This is a genomic window from Phyllobacterium sp. 1468 (assembly GCF_031455525.1).
Taxonomy (GTDB): domain Bacteria; phylum Pseudomonadota; class Alphaproteobacteria; order Rhizobiales; family Rhizobiaceae; genus Phyllobacterium.
This window is the reverse complement of record NZ_JAVDSX010000002.1, coordinates 750,684-774,945: the sequence shown is the minus strand read 5'-3', so window position 1 is coordinate 774,945 and position 24,262 is coordinate 750,684. Positions and strand designations below refer to the sequence as shown.

The 24,262-nt window shown below is 56.2% G+C and carries 21 protein-coding genes; 11 read left to right on the top strand and 10 right to left on the bottom strand.

What is annotated here, in order from left to right; all coding sequences use genetic code 11:
• The 7 genes from J2X72_RS09140 to J2X72_RS09110 all read left to right on the top strand — a co-directional run bounded on the left by J2X72_RS09140 (position 1) and on the right by J2X72_RS09110 (position 8,554).
• Positions 1-642, top strand: a complete 642-nt coding sequence (locus tag J2X72_RS09140; protein WP_210000091.1) for an ABC transporter permease — start codon at positions 1-3, stop codon at positions 640-642.
• Positions 639-1,571 (top strand): ABC transporter ATP-binding protein, encoded by a 933-nt coding sequence (locus tag J2X72_RS09135; protein ID WP_210000094.1) that lies wholly within the window; start codon positions 639-641, stop codon positions 1,569-1,571. Before J2X72_RS09140 ends, J2X72_RS09135 begins: the two co-directional genes overlap by 4 nt.
• Positions 1,572-1,600: 29 nt before the next feature.
• A complete protein-coding gene (locus tag J2X72_RS09130; protein ID WP_310070941.1) occupies positions 1,601-2,674 on the top strand; it encodes an LLM class flavin-dependent oxidoreductase in 1,074 nt (357 codons plus the stop codon).
• Positions 2,671-3,987, top strand: a complete 1,317-nt coding sequence (locus tag J2X72_RS09125; RefSeq protein WP_310070939.1) for an LLM class flavin-dependent oxidoreductase — start codon at positions 2,671-2,673, stop codon at positions 3,985-3,987. Before J2X72_RS09130 ends, J2X72_RS09125 begins: the two co-directional genes overlap by 4 nt.
• An 8-nt stretch (positions 3,988-3,995) precedes the next feature.
• Positions 3,996-4,997: an ornithine cyclodeaminase family protein gene (locus J2X72_RS09120; protein ID WP_310070936.1), complete on the top strand. Its 1,002-nt coding sequence runs from the start codon at positions 3,996-3,998 to the stop codon at positions 4,995-4,997.
• Positions 4,994-6,463 carry a histidine ammonia-lyase gene (gene hutH, locus J2X72_RS09115; RefSeq protein WP_310070934.1) on the top strand — a complete coding sequence of 490 codons (1,470 nt, stop codon included), beginning with the start codon at positions 4,994-4,996 and terminating at the stop codon, positions 6,461-6,463. The genes J2X72_RS09120 and hutH overlap by 4 nt, the downstream gene beginning before the upstream one ends.
• Before the next feature lie 270 nt (positions 6,464-6,733).
• Positions 6,734-8,554, top strand: a complete 1,821-nt coding sequence (locus J2X72_RS09110; RefSeq protein ID WP_310070932.1) for a thioesterase family protein — start codon at positions 6,734-6,736, stop codon at positions 8,552-8,554.
• A 70-nt stretch (positions 8,555-8,624) separates the two neighbouring features.
• On the opposite strand, the gene J2X72_RS09105 is transcribed toward J2X72_RS09110, so the two are convergent.
• Positions 8,625-10,967 carry a bifunctional diguanylate cyclase/phosphodiesterase gene (locus J2X72_RS09105; protein ID WP_210000111.1) on the bottom strand — a complete coding sequence of 781 codons (2,343 nt, stop codon included), beginning with the start codon at positions 10,965-10,967 and terminating at the stop codon, positions 8,625-8,627.
• 703 nt (positions 10,968-11,670) lie between these two features.
• Here J2X72_RS09105 and J2X72_RS09100 point away from each other — a divergent pair.
• From J2X72_RS09100 to J2X72_RS09090, 3 genes are read left to right on the top strand one after another with little or no spacing between them, the layout of a single operon-like run.
• Entirely contained in the window at positions 11,671-12,711 is a 1,041-nt protein-coding gene (locus J2X72_RS09100; protein ID WP_210001639.1) for a methionine ABC transporter ATP-binding protein, read from the top strand.
• Positions 12,701-13,366, top strand: a complete 666-nt coding sequence (locus J2X72_RS09095) for a methionine ABC transporter permease (RefSeq protein WP_310070925.1) — start codon at positions 12,701-12,703, stop codon at positions 13,364-13,366. Before J2X72_RS09100 ends, J2X72_RS09095 begins: the two co-directional genes overlap by 11 nt.
• Positions 13,367-13,395: 29 nt before the next feature.
• The gene (locus tag J2X72_RS09090) at positions 13,396-14,175 is read left to right on the top strand and encodes a MetQ/NlpA family ABC transporter substrate-binding protein (RefSeq protein ID WP_310071067.1); all 780 of its coding nucleotides are present in this window, start codon (positions 13,396-13,398) and stop codon (positions 14,173-14,175) included.
• A gap of 24 nt (positions 14,176-14,199) precedes the next feature.
• Here J2X72_RS09090 and ugpC read toward each other — a convergent pair whose 3' ends face one another.
• The 9 genes from ugpC to J2X72_RS09045 all read right to left on the bottom strand — a co-directional run bounded on the left by ugpC (position 14,200) and on the right by J2X72_RS09045 (position 23,096).
• Positions 14,200-15,279, bottom strand: coding sequence for a sn-glycerol-3-phosphate ABC transporter ATP-binding protein UgpC (ugpC, locus tag J2X72_RS09085; RefSeq protein ID WP_310070923.1), 1,080 nt, complete (start codon positions 15,277-15,279; stop codon positions 14,200-14,202).
• Between the two features lie 7 nt (positions 15,280-15,286).
• Positions 15,287-16,135 (bottom strand): sn-glycerol-3-phosphate ABC transporter permease UgpE, encoded by an 849-nt coding sequence (ugpE, locus tag J2X72_RS09080; RefSeq protein ID WP_310070922.1) that lies wholly within the window; start codon positions 16,133-16,135, stop codon positions 15,287-15,289.
• A 9-nt stretch (positions 16,136-16,144) separates the two neighbouring features.
• Positions 16,145-17,035, bottom strand: a complete 891-nt coding sequence (ugpA, locus tag J2X72_RS09075) for a sn-glycerol-3-phosphate ABC transporter permease UgpA (protein WP_114432340.1) — start codon at positions 17,033-17,035, stop codon at positions 16,145-16,147.
• 61 nt (positions 17,036-17,096) lie between these two features.
• Complete coding sequence (gene ugpB, locus J2X72_RS09070; protein ID WP_310070917.1) at positions 17,097-18,407, bottom strand: sn-glycerol-3-phosphate ABC transporter substrate-binding protein UgpB; 1,311 nt, start codon at positions 18,405-18,407, stop codon at positions 17,097-17,099.
• A 153-nt stretch (positions 18,408-18,560) separates the two neighbouring features.
• Positions 18,561-19,160, bottom strand: a complete 600-nt coding sequence (pncA, locus tag J2X72_RS09065) for a bifunctional nicotinamidase/pyrazinamidase (protein ID WP_210000139.1) — start codon at positions 19,158-19,160, stop codon at positions 18,561-18,563.
• Positions 19,161-19,242: 82 nt separating this feature from the next.
• Entirely contained in the window at positions 19,243-20,403 is a 1,161-nt protein-coding gene (gene nagA / locus J2X72_RS09060; RefSeq protein ID WP_310070914.1) for an N-acetylglucosamine-6-phosphate deacetylase, read from the bottom strand.
• Complete coding sequence (locus J2X72_RS09055) at positions 20,400-21,410, bottom strand: SIS domain-containing protein (RefSeq protein WP_310071064.1); 1,011 nt, start codon at positions 21,408-21,410, stop codon at positions 20,400-20,402. The genes nagA and J2X72_RS09055 overlap by 4 nt, the downstream gene beginning before the upstream one ends.
• A 17-nt stretch (positions 21,411-21,427) precedes the next feature.
• Positions 21,428-22,216 carry a GntR family transcriptional regulator gene (locus tag J2X72_RS09050; RefSeq protein WP_210000143.1) on the bottom strand — a complete coding sequence of 263 codons (789 nt, stop codon included), beginning with the start codon at positions 22,214-22,216 and terminating at the stop codon, positions 21,428-21,430.
• A complete protein-coding gene (locus J2X72_RS09045; protein ID WP_310071062.1) occupies positions 22,209-23,096 on the bottom strand; it encodes an N-acetylglucosamine kinase in 888 nt (295 codons plus the stop codon). The genes J2X72_RS09050 and J2X72_RS09045 overlap by 8 nt, the downstream gene beginning before the upstream one ends.
• A 200-nt stretch (positions 23,097-23,296) precedes the next feature.
• Here J2X72_RS09045 and J2X72_RS09040 point away from each other — a divergent pair, with 200 nt between their 5' ends.
• Complete coding sequence (locus J2X72_RS09040; RefSeq protein WP_310070911.1) at positions 23,297-24,208, top strand: N-acetylmuramic acid 6-phosphate etherase; 912 nt, start codon at positions 23,297-23,299, stop codon at positions 24,206-24,208.
• Positions 24,209-24,262 lie beyond the last annotated feature (54 nt).

Genomic DNA, 24,262 nt, shown 5'->3' with positions numbered 1-24,262 from the left:
ATGTTGATCACCGCCTTCACTTGGATCATCAATCATCAGCCGGAGTTCTACCAGGCGCTTGGCCAACATCTGGTCATGTCGGGGGTCTCGTTGGCCTTCGCGCTGGCCATCGGACTGCCGCTGGCGATCCTGATCATCAACCGGAGCGGCCTCGCCTTTGCCGTCATCAACACAATTAATGCACTGCGTACGATTCCCAGTCTCGCAATTCTCGCGATAATGATGCCGCTCCTTGGCATCGGATTGTGGCCGTCCATCGTGGCCCTGACCATTCTCGCATTGCCGCCTATCCTGCTCAACGCTTTCATCGGACTGCGCGACGTCGACCCCGATGCCGTCGAAGCGGCAACGGGAATGGGCATGAGCCGAGGGCAGATCTTGCGTAAGATACGCATTCCCCTTGCAGCACCTGCCATGTTCGCCGGTGCACGCACCGCCGCCGTTCAGGTCTTGGCCGGTGCGACGCTTGCCCCTTTCATAGGCGGCGGCGGCCTCGGAGATTTCATCGCCGTCGGCATCAGTATGATGGATATGTCGAGGCTGCTGGTTGGCGCCATTCCCATTGCGCTGCTCGCGCTCACGACCGAGTTTACTCTCGGCATCGCCGAAAAAGTCTTTTTTGCAGAGAGATCTACCGCATGATCACCATGGAACATGTGACCAAACGTTTCGTTGCGGGCGGACCCGCTTCAGTTGATGATCTCTCGCTGGTTGTGCCGGAAGGGACGACAACGGCACTCATAGGTCCATCGGGCTGCGGCAAAACCACGACCATGCGGATGATCAACCGCCTTATCGATCCGACGGAAGGCAAGATTATCGTCAATGGCGAGGACGTCACAGAGGTTGATCCGGTAGAGCTGCGCCGGCACATTGGCTACGTAATTCAGCAGGTCGGTCTGTTTCCGCACATGACCATTGCTCAAAACATTGCGGCGGTGCCTAAATTGCTCGGCTGGACTGAAGCGAAAATCACCGGCCGTACGGAAGAACTGCTGGATCTGGTCGGACTGGACCCGAGCGAAATGCTGAAGCGCTACCCGCGCCAGCTCTCAGGCGGACAGCGCCAGCGCATAGGGGTGGCACGCGCGCTTGCGGCCGATCCGCCGGTGCTGCTGATGGATGAGCCTTTCGGCGCGATCGATCCGATCGCCAGAACGAGACTTCAGGACGAATTTCGCCAGATATTGCGCCGCGTTCGCAAGACTGTTGTGCTCGTCACCCATGATCTCGACGAGGCCATCCGGCTTGGAGACCGCATCGCCATCATGAAAAGCGGCAAGATCGTCCAGTACGATACGCCGGATGCAGTGCTGTCTCACCCCGCCGACGCTTTTGTGGAAAATTTTGTCGGGATAGACCGCGCGATCAAGCGGCTCAGCCTGTTCACTGTGAATGACGCGATGACCACTGCAGCGCCGAGCACAGGTGCCGGTACGGTTGCGCGGACGAGTAGCCTGCGCGATGCGCTAGCGTTAATGGTTGCCGCCAATAGCGACGTTCTTGCGGTTGTAGACGAGAGCGGCGCAGTGAAGGGGCAATTGACGAGGGACGCTATCTTCGCGGTCTGACGGGCGGTACGAGCAAGGGTAACCCAGCAATGCACATCGGAATATCGATCACGCCGTTTGGCCACCATCCCGCCGCCTGGCGTGAGAAGTCGGAAGATGCGATTCATTTCAACGCGTTGGCGGCGCAGGTGATGAAAGCAGAAGAAGGCGGGTTGGACTTCGCATTTTTTGCCGATCGGCTTGGCCAGCGGCCCCTGAACGCTCTGTCGCCGCAGGCCGTGCCTTTCGAGCCGACGACGCTGGTTGCGGCACTTGCCACTATCGCTCGCCGGATCGGGCTGATCGCAACCGCTGCAATGACCCAGCACGAACCTTACAACCTTGCGCGTCGCTTTGCCTCGCTCGATACGATCAGCAAGGGCAGGGCTGGGTGGAATGTCGTGGTTTCGTCGGGCACAACCGCGCGCGACCAGGAATATCTCGAAGTGATCAACGGACTCTGGGACAGCTGGGAGGATGATGCCTTCGTTTATGACAAGGCCTCAGGCCGTTTTTTCCTGCCGGAGAAAATGCACCTTCTCGATCACAAAGGCGCGTATTTCACCGTGCGCGGTCCACTCAACGTCAATCGTTCGCCACAAGGCAAGCCTGTTGTTGCGCACGTACTGACGGCTGACACCGCCGAGATGGCCGCACGCTGGGCCGAACTGGTTTTCATTAATCCGGCGTCGGTGGACGAGGCGACGACGCTTGTCTCCGATTTCGTGCGGCGGCTCGAACGTCATGATCGCAAACGGTCCGAGGTGAGGATCCTTGCAAATGTCATTCCATTCATCGGCGCTACCAAATCTGACGCACAGCAACTTCATGCCAAACTGGATGCGCTATCGCCCGATGGAGAAAGGCCTGGAGGGTCGGAGATCATTGGCACGCCTCTCGATATTGCGGATGCGTTGGAGACATGGGCAGGCGTTGTCGATGGTTTCACCGTCCTTCCTCCGGTGACGCCGGAAGGTGTCAACGCCTTTGTGGATCACGTCATACCTGAACTTCGAAAGCGCGGACTATTCCGCAACTCCTACGCGGATACCACACTGCGCGAGCATCTTGGATTGCAACGTCCGCGTCATCCGGCCAGCCAGGCAGCGGAGCAACCATCATGAGCAAAGCACTGATGAAGCTTGGCGCCTTTCTTATGGCAGGCGGCCATCATATTGCGGCCTGGCGGCACCCGGACGCGGTTGCCGAAGCCGGTGTGGATGTCGATCACTTCATAGCTCTGACGCGCCTTGCAGAAGCTGCCAAATTCGACATGGTTTTCTTTGAGGACGCGGCCGCGATCCGCGAGCGCAATATCAACACCGCGAGCCAGGCTGCGCGTTCGACCATGTTCGAGCCGTTGAGCCTGCTTGCGGCGCTGGCGGTCAATACGTCCCATATCGGCTTGGTCGCTACGGCCTCCACGACCTACAACGAGCCCTATGGCCTTGCACGCACACTGGCCTCCATTGATCAATTGAGCGGTGGCCGGGCTGGTTGGAACCTCGTCACGTCCGCGAGCGAACTCGAGGCGGAGAATTTTGTTTCAAGCGGCCTGCGGCCCCATGCGCAGCGTTATGAACGTGCCGAGGAATTCGAACAAGCGGCAAGAGCAGTCTGGGACAGTGTCGACGCCGGCGCTTACGTCGCCGACGGAAAAAGCTATACCGACCGGACCAAACTACATCCAGTCAATCATCACGGCGCGCATTTCACGGTGAGCGGACTTCTCGACAGCCCGCGTTCGCCGCAGGGCCGTCCATTGATGGTGCAGGCCGGTGCTTCGGATGCGGGCAAAAACCTCGCAGCGCGTACAGCGGATGTGGTGTTCGTAGCAGCGCAAACCTTGCAGGAAGCTCAAACCTACTATGCTGATTTGAAATCGCGCATGCCGGGCTTCGGTCGGAAGCCGGACGATCTGAAGATCCTGCCCGGCGTGTCGCCCATCGTTGGCCGAACCGAAAGCGAAGCACGAGCGAAATATGACGCCCTCCAGGAACTCATTCCCGATGAGGTTGGGGTGGCGTTGCTCGCCAGCTATCTCAGTATCAAGGACCTGTCACAGTACCCGCTGGGAGGACCATTGCCCGAAATGCCAGCGACCGATGGCATTCAAAGCCGTCAGCAATTGATCATCGATCTTGCGCGGCGGGAGAACCTTTCGATCCGGCAGGTTGCGCGCAATTTCGCCGGAGCGCGCGGCCATTGGCAATTGATAGGCACACCGGCGCAGATCGTCGATGAACTGGAGGAGCGGTTTCATGGCAAGGCGGCGGATGGCTTCAACGTGATGGGTGCCTATTTTCCAGGGGCACTCCAGGATTTCATCGACCTGGTTGTGCCTGAATTGCGTCGCCGTGGCCTCTTTCGCAATGAGTATGAAGGGCGCACATTGCGCGAAAATCTCGGAATCACAATCCCTGCGCGTGCAGCATGAGCAAAGACATGAAACCTATCTATATCGACTATCTGAATGCGCTCGACATCGATGCGTTGGCGCTGACGGATGCCGAAATTCTCGGTGCAATCGAAACCTCGCTTGCCGCGCAGGGCAATGGCCAGACCGTCATAGAGCCGCGAGTGCATCTTGAGCCGGATGCGACTTTCAACGGCCATTTCAACGTGTTGCGGGGATATGTTGCGCCTTTGAATCTGGCAGGTGTGAAGATCGTCGGGGACTTTGTCGACAATTACAAGCTGAACTACCCATCAGAATTCGGTGTGCTCAATCTGTTCGATCCACGTACCGGTGCGCCTCGCGCTATTCTTGATGCAACGGTCATCACCGATATGCGCACCGGCGCCATCACCGCACTCGGAGCAAAATATCTCGCGCGCAAGAGTTCGAAGATCCTTGGCCATATCGGAGCGCGCGGCACGGCCTATTGGAACGTGAGGCTCCTTGATCATCTCTACAATTTCGATGAAATTCGCGTGCATTCACGTCGTCCCGAAAGCCGCAACGCCTTTGCCGAGAAGCTTTCCCGGGATCTTGGCAAGCGGATCATCGTCACGGATGATTGGCGTTCCTGCGTCGAAGGCGCCGACATTGTTGTTGAAGCGTCGCGCTTGCCGCAGCCGCAACCGATATTGAAAACGGAATGGATCAAGCCCGGCGCGTTCGTCGTGCCTTACGGAACAATGAGCGCCGTGGAGCTGTCGTTGACCGACATCATGGACAAACTTGTCGTCGATGACTGGGGCCAATGCAAGGGCGGGAAATTTGGGTCCCTGCGCGCTCATGTGGAGGCGGGCAAGCTATCCGAACAGACGTTGCATGCGGAGCTCGGCCAGATCGTTGCCGGACAAAAGTCCGGACGTGAGAGTGAAAATGAGACCATCCTGTTCTGGCATCGGGGCCTGTCGCTAAGCGACATTGCGCTGGGCTATGCCATGCTGGAAAAGGCCAAAGCCTCCAATATCGGCCAGCGGCTGCGCTTTGCATGAGCCCCGTTGTCTTCAGTGGAGCGACCACCACGATCGCTGATATCGCAGCGATCGCCCGTAAGAATGCGGCGGTCCAAGTCGAGCCCGCTGTGTATGACAGGCTGGAAAAGGGGCGGACGCTCCTCGACAGAGCTGCATCATCTGGACAGCAAATCTACGGTCTTAATACTGGGCTCGGCGCCAATTTGAAAACATCGGTGACCGAGGACATCAGCGCCTTCCAACAGCAATTGGTGCGCGGACGCGGCATGGGTGTTGGCCCGTCCCTGGAGCGCGATGCTACCCGCGCCCTCATGGCCGCGCGGCTTTCAATGCTGGCTGTCGGCGGATCCGGAATTTCTCCATCAGTTTTCAATGACTTGCTAGCGTTGCTCAATAGACAGATTCATCCGGTTATCCCATCCATTGGCTCCATAGGAGCTGGTGATCTCGTGCTGCTGGCTGCTATGGCATCCACTCTGATCGGCGAAGGTTCTGCAGAATATCAAGGCAAGGTCTACCCATCTGCTCAAGCTTTGAAAAAGGCCGGTCTTGCGCCGTCGGCGCTTGGCCCGAAGGACGGGTTGTCGCTGCTCAATGCCTCAGCGGTTTCGGTCGGGCGGGGTGCACTTGTTGCGATAGACGCTGGTGCGCTTCTCGACTGTCAGCGTCGCTCGATTGCCCTGAGCTTCGAAGCCTTGGGCGGCAATCCACGCATTCTGACACCTGCGATTCAGATTGCGCGTCCCGCTGCAGGTCAGGTGGAAGAGGCGGAAAAGCTTTTGGCATTGCTTGAAGGCTCGTCATTGCTCGAAGCAAAGACGGCGATTCAGGATCCACTTAGCCTGCGTTGCGCAGCGCCCATTCAGGGAGCGCTTGCCCATGCCTTGAAGGCCGCGACAGACGCGATCGAACTCGAGCTCAATTCGGCCGCGGATAATCCGCTGGTAATCATCGATGAAGACCGGGTACTGTCGACGGGAAATTTCCACACGCCGTCGCTGGCGCTGGCTTTCGAAACACTTGGGCTAGCCATCGCACAAGCGGCGCTGGCCAGTGCTGCACGTTTCATTCAAATCACGGGCTCCGGGCGGCATGGCCTACCACGGTATCTGAGCCCAGTCGGCGGGGCGTCGGCCGGTTTTGTACCTTTGCAGAAGACAGTAGCCGCAATCGCTGGTGCCATTCGCTCCAAGGCCAATCCGGTCCTTCTGGATTTCCTTGCCGTTTCGGAAGGGGTCGAGGACCATGCGACGCAGACGCCGCTCGCAGTGGCAAAATGTGCGGAGATTGTTGATTTGTGGCGACACCTTGTTGCCTGCGAGATGCTGGCCGCAGCACAGGCCATAGATCTGAGGCCGGAACTTCGCTGCGGCAGGGGAACGAGACAAACGTATGATCTCGTTCGCGCTGTTTCACCCAAGCTGGAAGCGGATCGGGCGCTCGGAGCGGAGGTTTTGGCGTTGGTGGACAGCTTGCGCCAATGATTGGGGCGTCACCTCAAGCCATCGGTCGGGTGTTGTCGGATGTGCAACGGTTTGGACACCTTTGCACGCTAGAATGGTGAACGAGTTGTATATTCGTTACCGGTAAGTTTCATGATCTGCGCATCGTCTGCCACCAAGTTTCGGCAACACTATCGAAACGCTAAATTCTTGATGCCAGTCCAAGAACAGAACATTTGACTTATTTCCACGAATAACATCGACTAAAGTAGGGTGCTGTAAAATCAGCGTTTCTTGAAAAGCTGGATAGTCATGACGGTCGAGCGGAATCTTTTGTGGGCGCCAACAATAGGCTTATCCTGGCTGTGGGGATTGGGTTTCTTTTATTCCATCCACGTCACTCTGACCTATGGTTGGCTGGGGTTTTTTGGTTTTGCCATTGCCAATGTCGCAGGGCTCTGGCTGTTTGGATTTATTCTCGGCCGCACCAAGCGGCCGCCTGATCAAATCATCAAGGATATTGAAGGCCGCTACGCTGGCGTGTTTCTGCTATTTCAGATGGCCGCACTGGTTGTGACGATCTTCGGATTCGTCGCCTATCTCTGGCAGCCGATCGTGGGCGAGGGATCGGCGCTCGGCGTTGCGCTGTTGTTGTTGTTTGCATGCGCTATCGGTCATGCGCTGTCGCTGCAGCAACTCAAACTATTGCATATCGTCTATACGATTGTCGGGGTGGCTGCGGGGATTGTCCTGCTCATCGGACTGCGGCAGACATCAGACTATCCAGGTGTGCCACTCGAAAAGTTCGATAGCCGCTTCTATGGTCTGATCATGCCAACGCTGATCGGGTTCCTGCTTGGCCCGTGGCTCGATATTCAGCATTGGCAGCGGGCGGTTACCATCAAACGCGAAGGCGGTGATGTGGGCATGGCCTACGGTGTCGGCGCGTTGATATTCTTTGGCTTTTTGTTGCTCAATGCGCTTACCGCTTCGGCCGTCGGCCCGATAGGCAGCATTCTGTCCATCGATGGTCTACCAAGCGCCCAGGGATCCGTCTCTGCAGCTACGGTTCTTGCTGCAGAAAATGGCCAGCCATATCTGGCGGTTGCCTTCGTTATCTGGACCGTCATTGCCCTGGCTTCAACCGTGGACAGCTTTTATTGCGCCACGTCGTGGTTCCTGAAAGGCAAAAATCTACGCAGCAACAGTCCCTTGCTTGCTCTCATCCCGGACGGTGTCGCTTCATCGCCGCTTTGGCTGTTGTTTGGCGCTGCCTGGATTGCCTTCACGGCGGTGCCGGCGAATTTCTCGCTGATGTATTTCATGATGCCATTCGCAACCCTGTTCGTCAGCGCCTCGGCGAACCTCGTATGCGAGGCGCTCGGCGCAAAGCCAAAGTTCGACCCGGTGCTCAGCTTCATGATCGGTTGCGGTTCGTCGCTGATATTCATCATCGGCTACATCCAGCCGGTGCCAGGCTTCCTGTTCATCTCTCCGTTCATCGGTCTGATAGGCGCTTTGCCCGTCATCATCGAACTGTTCGGGCCGGCCTCGAAGGCTATTCCCGTTGAGATCGTCGATCAACCTATCCGGATGATGTCGCCCATACCACTTGCCAGCGTCGCGGGAGGTGACGAGGTTTCGCCGTCGCATGGATTCGACGGTGAGTGGTTCGTCATGCAGCTTGTTCCCACTTATGATGATACGAATTCCGTCGGAAACGTCTATTTCGCCAACTACGTGCGTTGGGTCGGCAAGGCACGCGAGTTGTTCTTCAACGTCTGCATGCCCGATTTCGACCTGGCAACGACGCGGTTCTATATCCTCACGCGTTCGTTCACCCATGATTACCGTCGCGAGTCGAAGGAGTTCGAGCAGATCACCGTGCGCATCAAGATTGCACGCCACAATCGGAAGTTCGTGACGTTGCAGCATGAGATCCACAGCGCCGCACAAGGATTGCTCGGGCATGGCGAGCAGTCATTGATGTTCGTCGACCGCGACCACTACAATCCGCTCGATATTCCGGGGGAAGTGATCAAAGGCTTCCTGCCCTATTGGCCGAAGGATTCACGCCTGTCCGCGAACTACCGGCCGGTCAATATTCAGGATGCTGCGAAGCGGCAGGCGTGATGCTGGCGGATTGTCAGAGCTTTGATGCCTAAGAACCGTTCTCGCAGAGCGGTTCTTTATTTAGATAGTTCTAGCTGGCAACCTGGTATCGGTCACGATCGAAGGCGAGCAGCTCGAAAGTCTTCTCGACAGGTTCTGCCGGGCTGAACAGGAAGCCCTGCACCTGATCGCAACCCTCCTTTTGCAGGCAGGCAAGTTGCTCACGGGTCTCGACCCCTTCCGCAGTGATCTTCATGCCCATGCTGGCCCCAAGGCCCATCACCGCACGGATAATTGCGAGGCTGCCCCGATTGTGTGGAAGGTCGCGCACGAAGGACTGATCGATCTTGATCTTGTCGAATGGCATCTTGCGCAGGTAGCTCAAGCTCGAATAGCCGGTGCCAAAGTCATCGAGTGCAATGCTCACTCCCATGGCGCGGAACTGGCGCAACAACGAAATAGCAGCGACATTCGCTTCAAGAAAGACGGATTCAGTGATCTCCAGCTCCAGCCGATTTGGTTTGAGCTTGTTCTTGGTCAAGGCATCGCGAACGATGGACGCCAGGTCGGAGTGCCGGAACTGGATCGCCGAGATATTGATAGCAACGTGGATTTCCTGCGGCCACGAAACGGCGATACGGCACGCTTCCTGGATGATCCACTCGCCAAGGGGAATGATATTGCCTGTCTCTTCTGCGATCGGGATAAAGATAGTCGGAGAGATGAAGCCGTGCACCGGATGCTTCCAGCGCAGCAGGGTCTCGAACCCTACCGTCTTGAGCGTCTGCGCGGAAATGATGGGCTGGAAATGGAGGATGAACTCGTCTCGTGCCAGAGCCCCACGCAAGTCCATGGCGAGCGCACGTTTGGCTTCGATGCGCGCATCCATTTCCACCTCGTAGAAACGGAAACTGTTGCGGCCCTCATTCTTGGTCCGGTAGAGTGCGAGGTCGGCGCAGCGCATGATGTCGTTGACACTGTCGGTCGGTGCAATGGCAATGCCGACGCTGATGTGAATATTGATCTGGATACCGTCAATCCAGAAGGGTTGTGCGATGCTTTGAACGAGCTGCTCGGCGAGTTCGGTGGCAGCAGACTGATCCGCGCCACGCGCCAGGATGGCGAATTCATCGCCGGAAAGGCGGGCAACGACATAGGTTGCGGGTGCTGCACCACGCAGGCGGTCCGCGACCTGTTTGAGCAACTGGTCGCCGATGCCATGACCAAAACTGTCATTGACCGTCTTGAATTCATCAAGATCGACGCAAAATACCGCAAAGCTGCGCAGCCCTTTCTCAAGGTCCTTGGTGGCTTGCGAGAGCTGGTCGGTAAACAGTGTACGGTTTGGCAGATCGGTCAGCACATCATAGCGGGCGAGATAGGACAATTGATCGTCCGATTGCTTTGCAGCGGTCACATCGGAGCCGACGCCGCGGTATCCGACGAACTGGCCCGCGTTATCGAAAATCGCCTTGCCGGTGAGCGACCACCAACGGGTCTCCCCCTTGATGTTGACAGGCAGAATATGGTTGCGGAATGTTGTGCGGTTCTCGATGGCCTGCCAGATCGAACCAACCTTGACTGCCTCTTCGGCATGAGACTGATCGATCTTGAACAGTTGGGCAAAAGGCATGCCTTGCAGCTCTTTGGTCGTTTTTGCAGCGATCTGCGCCAGCCGCGGCGATGTGTGCTGAAGCTTCAGATCGGCGTCGGTCTCCCAAATCCAGTCGCTGGCGTTTTCTTCGAAGTCATACAGCAGCAGGCTGATAACTTCCTTCTGCTGTTCGACCTTGATCTGGTCCAGCGTGCGCATAACAATAAGATTGCTCATGTGGACGATGGTGAACAGAATGAAGAGCGCATAGAAGGCAAGCAGGATCGCAATGAACAGAAAGAAATCTTCGCCAGTCGACGCAAGCGCGAAGAATGAACCGGTGATGATTGTGCCTGAATAGGCGATCGCAGCAAGGGGTACCACTGCCACGCCGATGCCGGTTGCCATGAGACCTGCTGCTGTACACGCGATCAAAAGCCTGTGGTAGGGATCAGCGTCGAGAAACAGCATCAGGGGAATGCTGGCAAGGCAGATGCCGTAAAGCGCGGATATGATGATCAAGTATTTGATCGCATCAAATCCAAGCTCCTTGACCTTTGGCACTGTGTACCATTGCCAGCAGGCGAAAAGTGAGCCCACAGTCATGAGCGCGACCATTATCGACACACCGGCGAGATAGGGGCGGGGGCCGAGATCCCAGAAAACGAACGCGACGACAAACACGACGCACATAGCCACCAGAACCGTAAAAGGCGCTAGCCTCAGTGCAACATCCATCTGCTCCGCATAGACACGACGCTTTACTGCCGGGTTGATAGCACCCCGCATACCGAACATCGATCGGATAGCGTCAAAAGTATGGAAATTGGACAATTGCACGCACAGACCTCAGGCAGGTGAGTTCATCTCTGACCCATGTTAGTTTTTTTACGTTCGGCATTGGTTAATATACTTAGCATTTTTTCTATTAGTTACCAATGTCTTTATGTCCTGGCGTCGCGCTTTCGTTAAGATAAAATTTGCGACTACAGGGTATTAGTGCGAGAAAAGACATAAATTTTCTACTGATATAAGTATATCAATAATCTATACGTTAAAGTGGAAAGTAATGTTTCCAAAACAACTTTTTTCTATTCAAATGTATTCCGCCGGTCAATCTACTCGATTTGCTACGCAATCAAGTAAATAGTTCTTTGGAATTAGCTCTTATCGGCCGAAATTTTCCCCTGCATGAAGGGTACAAAGCCGATGTGCTGGCCGATACGTTCGTTTTGGAAAGACATTCCCGCAATTGACACAAATATGAAACCGGCGTCGTGTCATCGGACGAAAACATTGCGTATCGTCATCTCCGTCGACGCTTTCCGGCCACCCAAGATGTCCAAACAGAGCTTAAAATGTTGATCCCTGTCGTCAAGGTCTATCGAAACTCGAAGATGGTCTGTATAGACCGCCCTAAAAAGGCAACAGGGCGGACGTGCGAACTCCGCAAATGAACATGGCAGTATTGAGAAACACGGCAACGAGTACGCCGCACGTTCTACCAGGTAATGAAGCGGCTGTGCCCGAGGCAGCCAATCCCATGGTTGTATTCGAAGGCGTTGCCAAACGCTTTGCGGCGGGGAAAACCGGCGCCGAAGTGGTAGCGCTGAACGATATAGACCTCGTGGTGCCCCGTGGATCTGTAACCGGGATCATTGGCCGTTCAGGAGCGGGCAAGTCGACGCTGATCCGGCTCGTCAATGGGCTTGAAAAGCCGAGTTCTGGCCGCATCCTCGTTGACGGCGTGGATATAGCTGGACTGGACGAGAAAAATTTGCGCGCTGTGCGCCGCTCGATCGGCATGATCTTCCAGCATTTCAATTTGCTCTCCTCGCGCACCGCCTTTGGCAACGTAGCGCTGCCGCTTGAAATTGCCGGCATGGGAAGACAAGACATTGAAAAACGTGTGGCGCCTTTGCTTGACCTGGTCGGCCTTTCCGACAAGCGCGACCGGTTTCCTTCCGAGCTTTCGGGCGGTCAGAAACAGCGCATCGGCATCGCGCGCGCTTTGGCAACCGAACCAAAACTGCTGCTCTCCGATGAGGCGACATCGGCGCTGGATCCAGAAACTACGCGCTCGATCCTTGCCCTGCTCCGGAAGATCAACAAAGAGCTCGGTCTGACTGTGCTTCTGATTACCCACGAGATGGAGGTGGTGAAGGCCATCGCCGACCATGTGGCAGTGATCGATGGGGGCCGCATCGTCGAACAGGGCCCTACATTCGATGTGTTTACCGGGCATGTGCACGAAACCACAAAAGCCCTGCTCGGTGGCCTCGCAGGCATGTATTTGCCGGAGTTCCTGACCAGCCGGATGTCGCAGCAACCGGAGCCCGGCTCCCGGACCATTCTTCGCGTCATATTCAAGGGCGAAAATGCCACGGAACCGATGTTGGCGCGGCTTGGAAGCGATCTTGGCATCGAGGTCAACATCATGGCCGGTGCAGTCGATGAAATCGCGGGGCGTCCTTTCGGCATGCTGGTCGTTTCCCTGCGTTCCGACGAAGCAAAAATTGCCGAGGCCCGGCAGTTCCTTGCCCATCACGGCCTGTCATCGGAGGTGGTCGGCTATGTCCGCTGATATCGTTGCTCTCATCGTCAAGGCGACGGGCCAGACGCTGTATATGGTCGCAGTCGCTGGACTGATTGGTTCATTGTTGGGCATTCCCCTTGGCGTGTTTCTGGCGACGAGCGGGCGAGGCGAGCTTTTCGCTGCGCCTTGGGTCAACAAGGTGCTTGGCGCCATGGTCAACGCCACGCGTTCGACGCCGTTCATCATTCTGGTCGTTGCCATCATCCCGTTCACTAGGTTCGTTGCGGGCACCTCCATAGGAACCACCGCTGCGATAGTGCCGTTGACGATTGCGACAATCCCCTTCGTTGCTCGTCTGGTCGAAACGGCAATTCGTGAGGTCGATCCTGGTCTCACCGAAGCGGCGCGCGCAATGGGTGCAGGCCCGATGCAGATTGTCTTCAAGGTGCTGCTCGCAGAGGCGCGGCCTGGAATTGCCTCTGCACTGACGCTGACGATCGTCAGCTTGATCGGTTACGCGGCAATGGTCGGTGCGATTGGCGGCGGCGGCCTTGGCGACCTTGGCATCCGCTACGGCTATCAACGCTTCATGCCAGACGTCATGGCCGTCGTCGTTGTGGTGTTGATCGTACTTGTTCAGCTTGTCCAGAGCGCCGGCGACCGGTTGGCGCGGCAATTCGACAAGCGCAGCCGTCCCCGTTGAATTTTTTATAGAAGCAGGAGTATGAAATGTTGAAGAAAATACTTGGTGTGGCAGCCTTGGCGGCGATCCTCGGCGCGACCGGTGCGTTCGCCGAAACGATCAAGATCGGCGTTACGCCAGGAGAGCATGCGCAAATTCTCGAAAAGGTCGCGGAGGTCGCCAAGCCCAAGGGTCTCGATATCCAGATCCTCGAGTTCTCGGACTACGTCGTTCCAAATCAGGCATTGAACGACGGCGAGCTCGATGCGAATTCCTTTCAGCACAAGCCTTACCTGGACAATCAGATTGCTGATCGTAAATTCGATATCGTCGATGTCGCCTATACTGTCAATTTTCCGATGGGCGTCTATTCCAAAAAAGTGAAGAGTTTCGACGAGTTAGCGGATGGAGCTACGATTGCGATTCCGAATGATCCGACCAATGGCGGCCGTGCCCTGCTCATTCTCGCCGATAAGGGTGCGATCAAGCTGAAGGAGGGTTCCGGCCTGAAGGTGACGCCCGCCGACATCACCGAAAACAAGAAGAACTTCAAGTTCGTTGAACTCGATGCCGCCCAGCTACCGCGTTCGATTGATGACGTCGATGCCGCAGCGATCAATACGAACTACGCCCTTGAAGCAGGACTTGATCCGATGAACGGTACGATCCTCAAGGAAGGTGAAAAAGCTCCGTACGTCAATCTCATCGCCGTTCGCACCGCCGACAAGGACAAGCCCTGGGTGAAGACACTCATTGAATCTTACCACTCCGATCCGGTGAAGCAGTTCATTCTCGACAAATACAAGGGTGCGGCCGTCCCAAGCTGGTAACCCGATCTTGGAAGAGAATCTCACTTATGCAGGTGGGATTCTCTTCCCGTCAGCACCAAAAAGATGCAGCTTGTCCTTCGGGATGATTACCCGCAGGTGATCATCGGTTTGTGACGCGGATCGGCCCGGAACTCGCACCACGACGCGCTCGCCCCCGGCAATGCCATAGACATAGCTTTCTGCACCCACCGGCTCGACGCCCAGTACCTTGAGATCAAGAACCAGTCCGCCGACATGCGTCTCCGATCCAGCGGAGACTTCGAGGTCTTCGGGCCGGAAGCCGATGAAAGCCCCATCGCCTGGAATGACAAGACCTTCAGCACCGATGCGTGTGCCGTCCTTCAGAACCAGTCCCGAATGGTCGGCGTTGACCGGCACAAGGTTCATGGGCGGCGCGCCAATGAAGCTTGCGACAAAGGTGCTGGCCGGCTTCTCGTAAATATCGAGTGGTGCGCCGATCTGTTCTACGGAACCGGCGTTCATGACGACAAGGATGTCAGCAAGCGTCATGGCCTCTAGCTGATCATGGGTAACATAGACGCTGGTCACGCCCAATTGCCGCTGCAGGTTCTTGATTTCGACGCGCATTTGCCCGCGAAGCTTGGCATCGAGGTTGGACAGCGGCTCATCGAAAAGAAACACTTTCGGGCTGCGGACTATAGCGCGGCCCATGGCGACGCGTTGACGCTGGCCACCTGAAAGTTCTTTTGGGCGACGTTCCAGAAGCTGAGTCAATTCAAGGATTTGAGCTGCGTCTTTTACACGCTTGTCGATCTGGTCCTTTGGCATACCCCGGTTGCGCAGGCCATAGGCCATGTTGTCGTAGACCTTCATATGCGGGTAGAGCGCATAGTTCTGGAATACCATTGCGATGTCCCGCTCGGCGGGTCCAAGCTCGTTGACCACCTTGTTGTCGATTTTCACCGTGCCGTCGGTGATCGACTCCAGACCCGCGATCATACGCAGCAAAGTTGACTTTCCGCAGCCGGACGGACCAACCAGCACGCACAGTGCGCCATCCTCTATGGCAATGTTGATGCCTTTGACCGCTTCGACGGAGCTACCATAGACCTTGCGAACATTGGTCAATTCTACATTTGCCATATCGGTATCATTTCTCCGTTTCGACCAAACCGCGCACGAACCAGCGTTGCATCAAAACGACAACGAGGATTGGAGGCACTATGGCGAGTATGCAGGTCACCATCACCAGGTGCCATTCGGTATCGGCGTCGGCGAAGGAAATCATCTTGCGTAGACCAATGACGATGGTCGACATGTCGTTGCGGTTCGTCATCAGAAGCGGCCAGAGATACTGCGTCCAGCCATAGATGAAGAGGATCACGAACAGGGCGGCGATGTTGGTCTTGGATAGTGGCAGCAGGATATCCTTGAAGAATCGCCATGGTCCTGCGCCATCAACGCGGGCGGCCTCGACAAGTTCTCCGGGGATGGTCATGAAGAACTGCCGGAACAGTAGCGTGGCCGTTGCAGACGCCATGAGCGGCAGGATCAACCCCGTATACGTGTCGATCAGGCCAAGGTCGACCATGATCTTATAGGTGGGCAGGATGCGAACCTCGACCGGCAGCATCAGGGTTATGAAAATGAGCCAAAAGAAGATCATGCGCCCCGGAAAGCGGAAGAAGACGATCGCATAGGCAGAAAGGATCGAGATGCAGATTTTTCCGATGGCAATGCCGAGCGCCATGACCAGTGTGTTGAACAGGAGCCGGTCTACGCCCACGCCGCCGATACGGCCTACGCCACCAAAGAGCGCAGCGGAATAGTTCTCCCACAAGTGTCCGCCCGGCAGCAATGATAGCGGCGGGCGCAAAATTTCCTGGAGCGTTTGGGTCGAGGCGACGAAGGTATAGTAGATCGGGAAGGCGACGATCAATATACCGATAACCAATATCACATGGGCGAACAGGCGGCCGAGGGGATTGTTCTGGATCATTATCTATCCTCAGCCGTAGTGCACTTTGCGCTCAACATATCGGAACTGAATAGCCGTCAAGCCGATAACAATGATCATCAGGATCACCGATTGAGCGGCGGAGTCACCCAGGATGAGGTTGACGAAGCCGTCATTGTAAACTTTGTAAACGAGCGTTTCCGTAGCCTTGCCGGGACCGCCCCCGGTGACCGCGTGGATGATGCCGAAGGTGTCGAAAAAGGCATAGACCGTGTTGACGACGAGCAGGAAGAAGGTGGTCGGAGCCAGTAACGGAAAAACGATGGTCCAGAAGCGTTTCGTTTCGCCCGCGCCGTCAATGGCTGCAGCTTCGATCAGCGATTTGGGTATCGACTGCAGACCGGCGACGAAAAAAAGGAAATTATAGCTGATCTGCTTCCATGCCGCGGCCGAGACGATCAGCACCATTGCCTGATCGCCGTTGAGCAGCGGGTCCCAATTATAGCCTGTCGAACGGAAGAGGTAGGCAAGGGTTCCCATCGACGGATTGAACAGGAACAGCCAAAGCATGCCCGCGATGGCGGGTGCGACCGCATAGGGCCAGATCAAAAGCGTTCTGTAGATGCCTTTGCCGCGGATAACTTTATCGGCCATGACGGCTAGAAGAAGAGCAAGCGCCATCGCGATGAGCGCAGTGGCTACAGAGAATATAACTGTAACCTGAAGGGAGTTCAGGTAGTTCGGATCTCCGAGGACGCGCCGAAAATTGTCGAGACCGACAAATTGCGTGGAGAGCCCGAAAGGGTCTTCGCGCAAGACGGACTGATAGATCGCCTGTGATGCCGGCCAGTAGAAGAATATTGCGGTGATGGCGAGTTGTGGTGCCAGCAGCAGATAAGGCAAAAACTTGTTTGGAAAAGTGACGCGCGTTGACGATGCCATGAATGCCCCGTTTTGAAATAGCCCGTCCGTAAATTACGGACGGGCTGTCATGAATTGAAGCTTACTGGCCGATTGCCTGCTTGATCGCAGCGTTGCCACGCTTGACGGCGTTATCCAGAGCCTGTTGGGCAGTCTGTTTACCCGAAAGCATGTTTTCGAACTCTTCATTCTGGATGTCGCGAACCTGCGGCAGGTTAACGAGGCGGACACCCTTTGAATTCTCAGTCGGCGCCTTGCCCATCATCTGCTGGATCGGCGTTTCGCGACCGGGATTCTTGTCGTAGAAGCCAGACTTCTTGGTTTCCTCATAGGCGGCCAGCGTTACCGGCAAATAGCCCGACACCTGATGCAGGCGCGCCTGAATTTCGGTTTTGGAGAGGAAGTTGAAAAAGGCTGCGACGCCCTTGTATTGCTCGTCGCTCTTGCCCGCAAAAACCCAAAGGCTCGCGCCGCCGGGGATCGTGTTCTGTGGCGCACCTTTGGCCTCAGGGTCATAAGGCAACGGACCTGTTCCGTAGTTCATACCCGATTTGATCACGTCGCCGAGACCGCCCGATGAATCGTTGTAGATGCCGCATTCGCCGGAAAGGAAGAGCGGTTTGGCTTCGGAAGTACGTCCTCCGTAACGGAAAGTGCCATCTTTTGCGAGATCGGCGAGTTCCTGAAAATGCTTGACGTAGATTGGCGCATTGATCTTCAGCTCGACATCGACGCCGCCGATACCGTTTTCATTCGAACCCCAAGGCAGGTTGTTCCAGGCGGCGAAGTTTTCGGTGTGAATCCAGGTCAGCCAGGCCGAGGTATACCCGCATTTGGCTGCGCCGCTTGTCTTGATCTTCTTCGCAGCGTCCCAGACTTCGGACCACGTCTTGGGTGCATTGTTTTCGTCGAGTCCGGCCTTCTTGAAGATGTCCTTGTTATAGTAAAGGATTGGCGAGGAGCTGTTATACGGGAAAGACAGCATCGTGCCGTCGGGCTTGGAATAGTAGGCGACAATTCCGGGCAGATAGAGGCTCTTGTCAAACTTGGCGCCGCCCATTGAAAGAATGTCGGCGACCGGCTTGATCGCGCCCTCGGCGGCCATCATCACGCCGGTGCCCGCATCAAATACCTGAATGATGTCCGGTGCCTGTTTGGCGCGGAACGCTGCGATGCCGGCATTCAGCGTTTCGGGATATGTGCCCTTGAACACCGGAACTACTTTGTAGTCGCTTTGGCTTTCGTTGAATTCCTTCGAAAGCGTGTTGACGACCTCGTTGTTGGCGCCGGTCATCGCATGCCACCAACTGATCTCGGTGACGGCAAAAGACGAGGTGGATGAGGCGAGGACAATGCCGAGAGCAAGGCTCAGTGAAGTGCCGCGAATAGTCATGTGAATCTCCCATACACATAAGGCGTCATCTGAAGTGCGCTTGACGGCAGTATCGCCATTATGTGACAGGGAAACAACAGTTTTGTGTCTGGAAGCTCATACCTTGGTTCAAGGCTGTGGAAAAAATGCTCAGCTGTTCACTTCGAGTGGCCGTTAAACAAGGACAACACCGGCCTTGCGCATTTTTGCGGTCATGGCAGCGAGCGAGCCGCCAAGATCGATCCCGCGACAGGCGTCGAGCAGGACCTCCGCGGTAAAACCGTGTTCGATAGCGTCCAACGCAGAATATGCGACGCAATAGTCGGTCGCGAGACCTGCGAAAGTCACATTGGTAATGCCACGCTCGCGCAAATAACCGGCAAGTCCGGTAGGAGTCTTCCGGTCGTTTTCGTAGAAAGTCGAATAACTGTCGATATGCGGATGAAAACCTTTGCGGACCACCAACTCCGCTTTTGTCCATACCAGATCCGGATGGAATTCCGCACCGGCAGATCCCTGGATACAATGATCGGGCCAGAGGACCTGCTCTCCATAGGGCATCATGATTGTTTCGAACGGCGCCTTGCCTGGATGCGACGACGCGAAGCTCGAATGCCCTTGTGTGTGCCAATCTTGCGTGAGGACGACGCGATCAAAACGCTGTATGAGCTTGTTGATGATGGGAACGATCTCGTGCCCGCCATCAACTCCCAACGCCCCGCCAGGACAGAAGTCATTCTGCATATCGACGACGATCAGCGCGTCCTTGGCCATCTCGATTCTCCAGCAAGGTGAAGGCTCTAGGTCGTGAACTCATAAACCCGATGGAAATGGTATGACCAGTCGAACTGTTCCGTCAACGTGCGTAATGCGAATCGCCACCGATCCAGACGTGATTGACATCGAGCTTCTCGTCGAGATGCACGACATTGGCGATATAACCCGGCGCAAGGCGTCCGTAACGGTGATCGACACGGATACTCTGGGCAGGGTAGAGCGATGCCATACGCAGTGACTCATCGAGAGAGAGCCCGAGTTCCCGATGCACAAAACGCACTGCGGAGATCATATCGAGATCAGCACCGGCCAGTGTCCCGTCGTCCAGTGTCAAACGTCCGCCGGCACGTGTGATCCTGCGTCCGTTCAGCGTGAACGATGAAATGTCGGTACCTATCGTGGACATCGCATCGGTGACGAGGAATATCTTTGCCGGACCCTGCTTGGCACGCAGTGCGATCGCCATTGAGGCTTTGTCGACATGAAAGCCGTCGGCGATCAACCCCGCCGACAGTTCCCCTGATTGAAGCACCGCGCCGACCACGCCGGGACTGCGATGGCCGAGCTGGCTCATTGCATTGAACAGGTGTGTCACCATGGTTGCACCCGCATCCTTGGCTGCCAGCGCGACTTCATAGGACGCGCCGCTATGGCCGAGGCTGACGATCACCCCGGCGTCGACCATCGCCCGGATCTTTTCGGCCGATACCGTTTCCGGTGCAACTGTGGTGAGCAGAACCGGCAATTCCTGCACGGCTTCTATGATGGCAAGGAGATCAGCGTCGTCCATCGGCCGGATCAGCTTCGGGTCGTGCGTGCCCTTGTGTGTTAAAGACAAATGTGGACCCTCGAGATGCAAGCCGAGAAAACCCGCCACTTTCTCTTGTGCCGCGGCCTTGCCTGCGGCGATGGCTGCCGCCGTTATTTCCGGCGTATCGGTGATCAGCGTTGGCAGCAAGGCAGTCGTGCCGAAGGCGAAATGCGCATCGCATATGGTGCGGATTGCGTTGATGCTTGGGCCATCGTTGAGGAGTACGCCACCACCCCCATTGACCTGTACGTCGATGAAGCCCGGTACAAGCTTACCGCCCTTCAATTCGACCTGGCGAATGTCGCCGGGCAGATTCGACAACGGCGTGATACTCTTGATTACGTCGCCATCGACAACCAGACCTGAATCGGTGTGCCAGGTTTCGCCGTCGAATATCTCGGCGCCGATGAGGGCATAGATAGTACTCATAGGGTTTCAGTCACTTTTCGCAGGTGCGGAGGTTCATCCGGATTCAATCCACGACTGCGGGCAAAGCTTTCGACGAAAGCATAGAACGAAACGAGCAGTGCCAATGGATCAGTCAGCGGGTGGGACGTAGGAACGAAGGGCAGGGCCGTAGCATGTGATGGTTTGGACGAGGTGAGGAACACCGCGGCGCCCTGGTCGGCCAGGCGATTGGCAGCGTCCACGAGTGAATCTTCGGCCGCGTCCCGTGCAGCAAGGACGAGAATCGGGAAACCTTCACCGACAATTGCCTTTGGCCCGTGCATGACTTCGGCAGCACTGAAGGCTTCGGCATGAACCGCACTTGTTTCCTTGAATTTCAGCGCCATTTCGTTGGCGATTGCCAGAGATGGCCCGCGTCCAAGAACAAACAGGGAGTTTTCGTCCGTCACCGCGCCCGCAAAGGCCGACCAGTCACAAGCCACAGCTTTGGCGAGTGCAGACGGAAGATCATCGATTGCGGCAAGCAACTTGTTGTCTTGGGTCCAGTGTCCGATCAGCGCGAGACCCGCAACCGCCGAGCTGACGAAAGACTTCGTGGCGGCGACGCTGCGCTCTGGCCCGGCCAGGATATCGATAGCAAAGTCGCTGGCATGTGCAAGGTCCGACGCGATGACATTGGTAATCGCAATTGTCAGCGCCCCACTTTCACGCGCTGCGTTTGTCATGCTGACGATGTCTGGACTCTTGCCGGACTGCGAGATGGATAGCGTCGCAGCAGAGCCCAATTTAAGCTTCACGCCATAGATCGAGGCGACAGAAGGCCCGAGCGAAGCAACCGGAATACCGGCCGTGAGTTCGCTGGAATATTTCAGGAAGGCACTGACGTGATCTGATGATCCGCGAGCGATTGACGCAAGGAAGGGCGGGTTTTTTTCGCGCAACTTCGCGCCAGCGGCAGCAAGCGTTGCGCGGGAGGCGTCAAGGAACTTTGCTGTCACATCGGGAATTGAGAGTATTTCTTCCCGCATAAGGGTCGTTTTGGCATTCACAGCACTGCTCCTGAAATTTCCGAAGACTCGCCGAGTTTGAGTTCGGCGACAAATTCATAGGCATCGGCACGGTAGATCGATCGGGTAAACTCGATCACCTTCCCGGATTCGAGGTAAGATATCCGCTCTATATTCAAGCTGGCGGAACCCGCCGGAACCTGGAGCAGTTTAGCATCATTCTCTTTCAAAATGGCCGCCGAAATGCGCTGTATCGCCCTGACAGGTCGATTGCCGCTCTCGGCAAGTACTGCATAGAGCGATAAAGTGACAAGTTCCGGATTCGGCAGCACATGGATTGACAGTGCAGCGCGTTCGATTGCCATGGGCGTGTCGTTGGCCACGCGCAATCGGCTGATCCGCGCCACCTTTTCGCCGGATGACAGGCCGAGCGTCACCATTTCTTCGGGGGAAGGGGCATAGACGCCGCGGTCGAGCCATGTTGAGCGGACGATCATACCGCGCCGCGCCATATCCTCAGTAAAAGATGTAAGGTGCGACAAGGATTGCTCGACGCGTGCGGAACGCGGTGCAACAAATGTGCCCGAACCATGCCGCTGAACAAGCAGTCCATCATTGACGAGACCCTGGACGGCTTTGCGTACGGTTACCCGCGAGATCTCCGCCATTGCAGCGAGCTCTCGCTCCGGAGGCAATGCGTCTCCAGGTAGAAGTTTTCCTTCACGAACGGCGTTTTCGATCAGCCGTTGCAATTTCACGTAGAGCGGACCACCGATAGCAGAACTCTCGTTGAGCGAGGGCAGAATGTCGATCAAACCCTCACCCATTGCTGACCTCCTCTGATGACGAAGCGAAATTGCGCGCTGCCAGCTGGACTGCACCCGTCAGTGCGTCATTCAACGGTGCTTGCAGTATTGCCCGATAGCGAGGTGAAAGGCGCGGACCATAAAAAGCGCCAAGACCACCCAAAAGAGAAAGGCGCATAGGGGCCGGGGACATGACGGCATCGAGCCCTTCCTCGATTTGGCCAATGGTCTTATCCAAAAGAGCAACGGCGACAGCGTCATGTTGCGAAGCATACTCGAAGACAGTTGGCGCGAACGTGCCGAAATCACTCGGCGTCGCGGAATGCGCGAATTGGACGATCCGATGCGGGTTGCCTCCAAACCGCTCCATAACTGCCGTCGTCATCGGCGAGCTCATGTGAAACTTGTCATAGGCGAGCAATGTTTCTTCGAGTAGGTCCCGGCCAAGTCTAGCACCCCCGCCGAGATCACTGACCTTGAAGCCCCAGCCGCCGGCAAATCGAATGTTATTGCCGAGCCGGGTAACATAGGCGGAACCGGTGCCGAGGATCACCACTGTGCCATCATGATCGCCAAGTGCACCTTGGAGCGCGATCATGCCATCAGAATAAACAAGCGATTTTTGAAACGGCAGCATAGCTTCCAGCTTTGCGCCATTACCGCCCACATTGGCGCCGGCGAGACCGAGGACCGCGAAGACCGTTTTGCTTTGGCCAGCGTCGATTCCAGCCATTTTGAATGCTGCTTCCGTTGCATCGAGAATATTGAGACGTGCTGTATTCATGTCGGTCATGATATTGGCCGAACCACTCTTGCCAGTGCCTAGAACATTGCCGCTCAGATCAGCCAATGCCGCCCTGCAACCTGTGCCACCACCATCAATTCCAAGGAGATAAGTCACGTTCAATCGTCCTCCAGCATTCAGAATACCAATAAAATACCAATAGCCAAGCGTTAATTTGTATCTCGCCGGGTTTTTCTCGATCTAATTGAAATAATTGAACAAAAATCCGTCGTCGCAAATCCTCGTGCAAATTTTTTAAGGAATTGCTGGACAAGTGGTATTTTTTTGGCATTAATTATCGGAACGAGGAGTGAGCAGTGGCACTAACCCGCACCGAGCAGCGCAACGAGAACGCATTGGGACTGGACGAGAAGTCGCCAGAAGATGTTCTGCGGTTGCTGCATGAAGCACAGATTGAGGCTGCTGCTTCGGTTGCTCGCGCCAGGGATTCCATTGCAAATGCCTCCCTGCTTGCTGCCGACACGCTCGCGTCGGGTGGACGTCTGGCTTACGCCGCGGCGGGCAGTTCAGGGCTGATGGCCATGGCGGATGCGCTGGAATTACCCGGTACTTACGGCATTGCTCCCGACCGCGTCGTCGTTCTGCTTGCTGGCGGTGTTGCCAGTCTTACCCGGTTGGCTGGCACTTACGAAGATGACGCGAGCCAAGCCTCAAGCGATATTGCGGCGGCAGGGTTGATGGCCGGTGATTGCCTGATCGCGATTTCCGCCAGCGGCACAACGCCCTATGCACTCGCCGCAATCGATGAAGCGAAAGAGCGCGGCCTCAAGATCATTTCGATCGCCAATAATCCCGACGTTCCGATGTTTGAAAAGGCGGACGTAGCAATTGCGCTGGAAACGCCGGCGGAAATGGTGGCGGGCTCGACACGAATGGGGGCGGGAACCGCGCAGAAAATCGCACTCAATCTGTTGTCCACTTTGATGGCCATCCGTCTCGGTCACGTGCATGACGGGTACATGGTCAATCTTGTCGCGGACAATATCAAACTGCGCGAGCGCGCGGCGCGCATCGTATCGGCGATCAGCGCTTGCGATATGAGCGACGCAGCAAAATTGCTGGAAGCCAGTGGTGGCTCGGTCAAGTCGGCGATCCTGCTCGCTGCTGGAGCAACGAGCGCTGAAAATGCATCAAAACTTCTCGAAAGCAATCAACAGAGGCTTCGCCCGGCGCTTTCGGAACTCAAAGAGAGTCATGGTTCCCGCTAGGAACCCGGGCTCTCATTAACGGCACTGCTCAAAAGGGTGCAACAGGAGACTAAA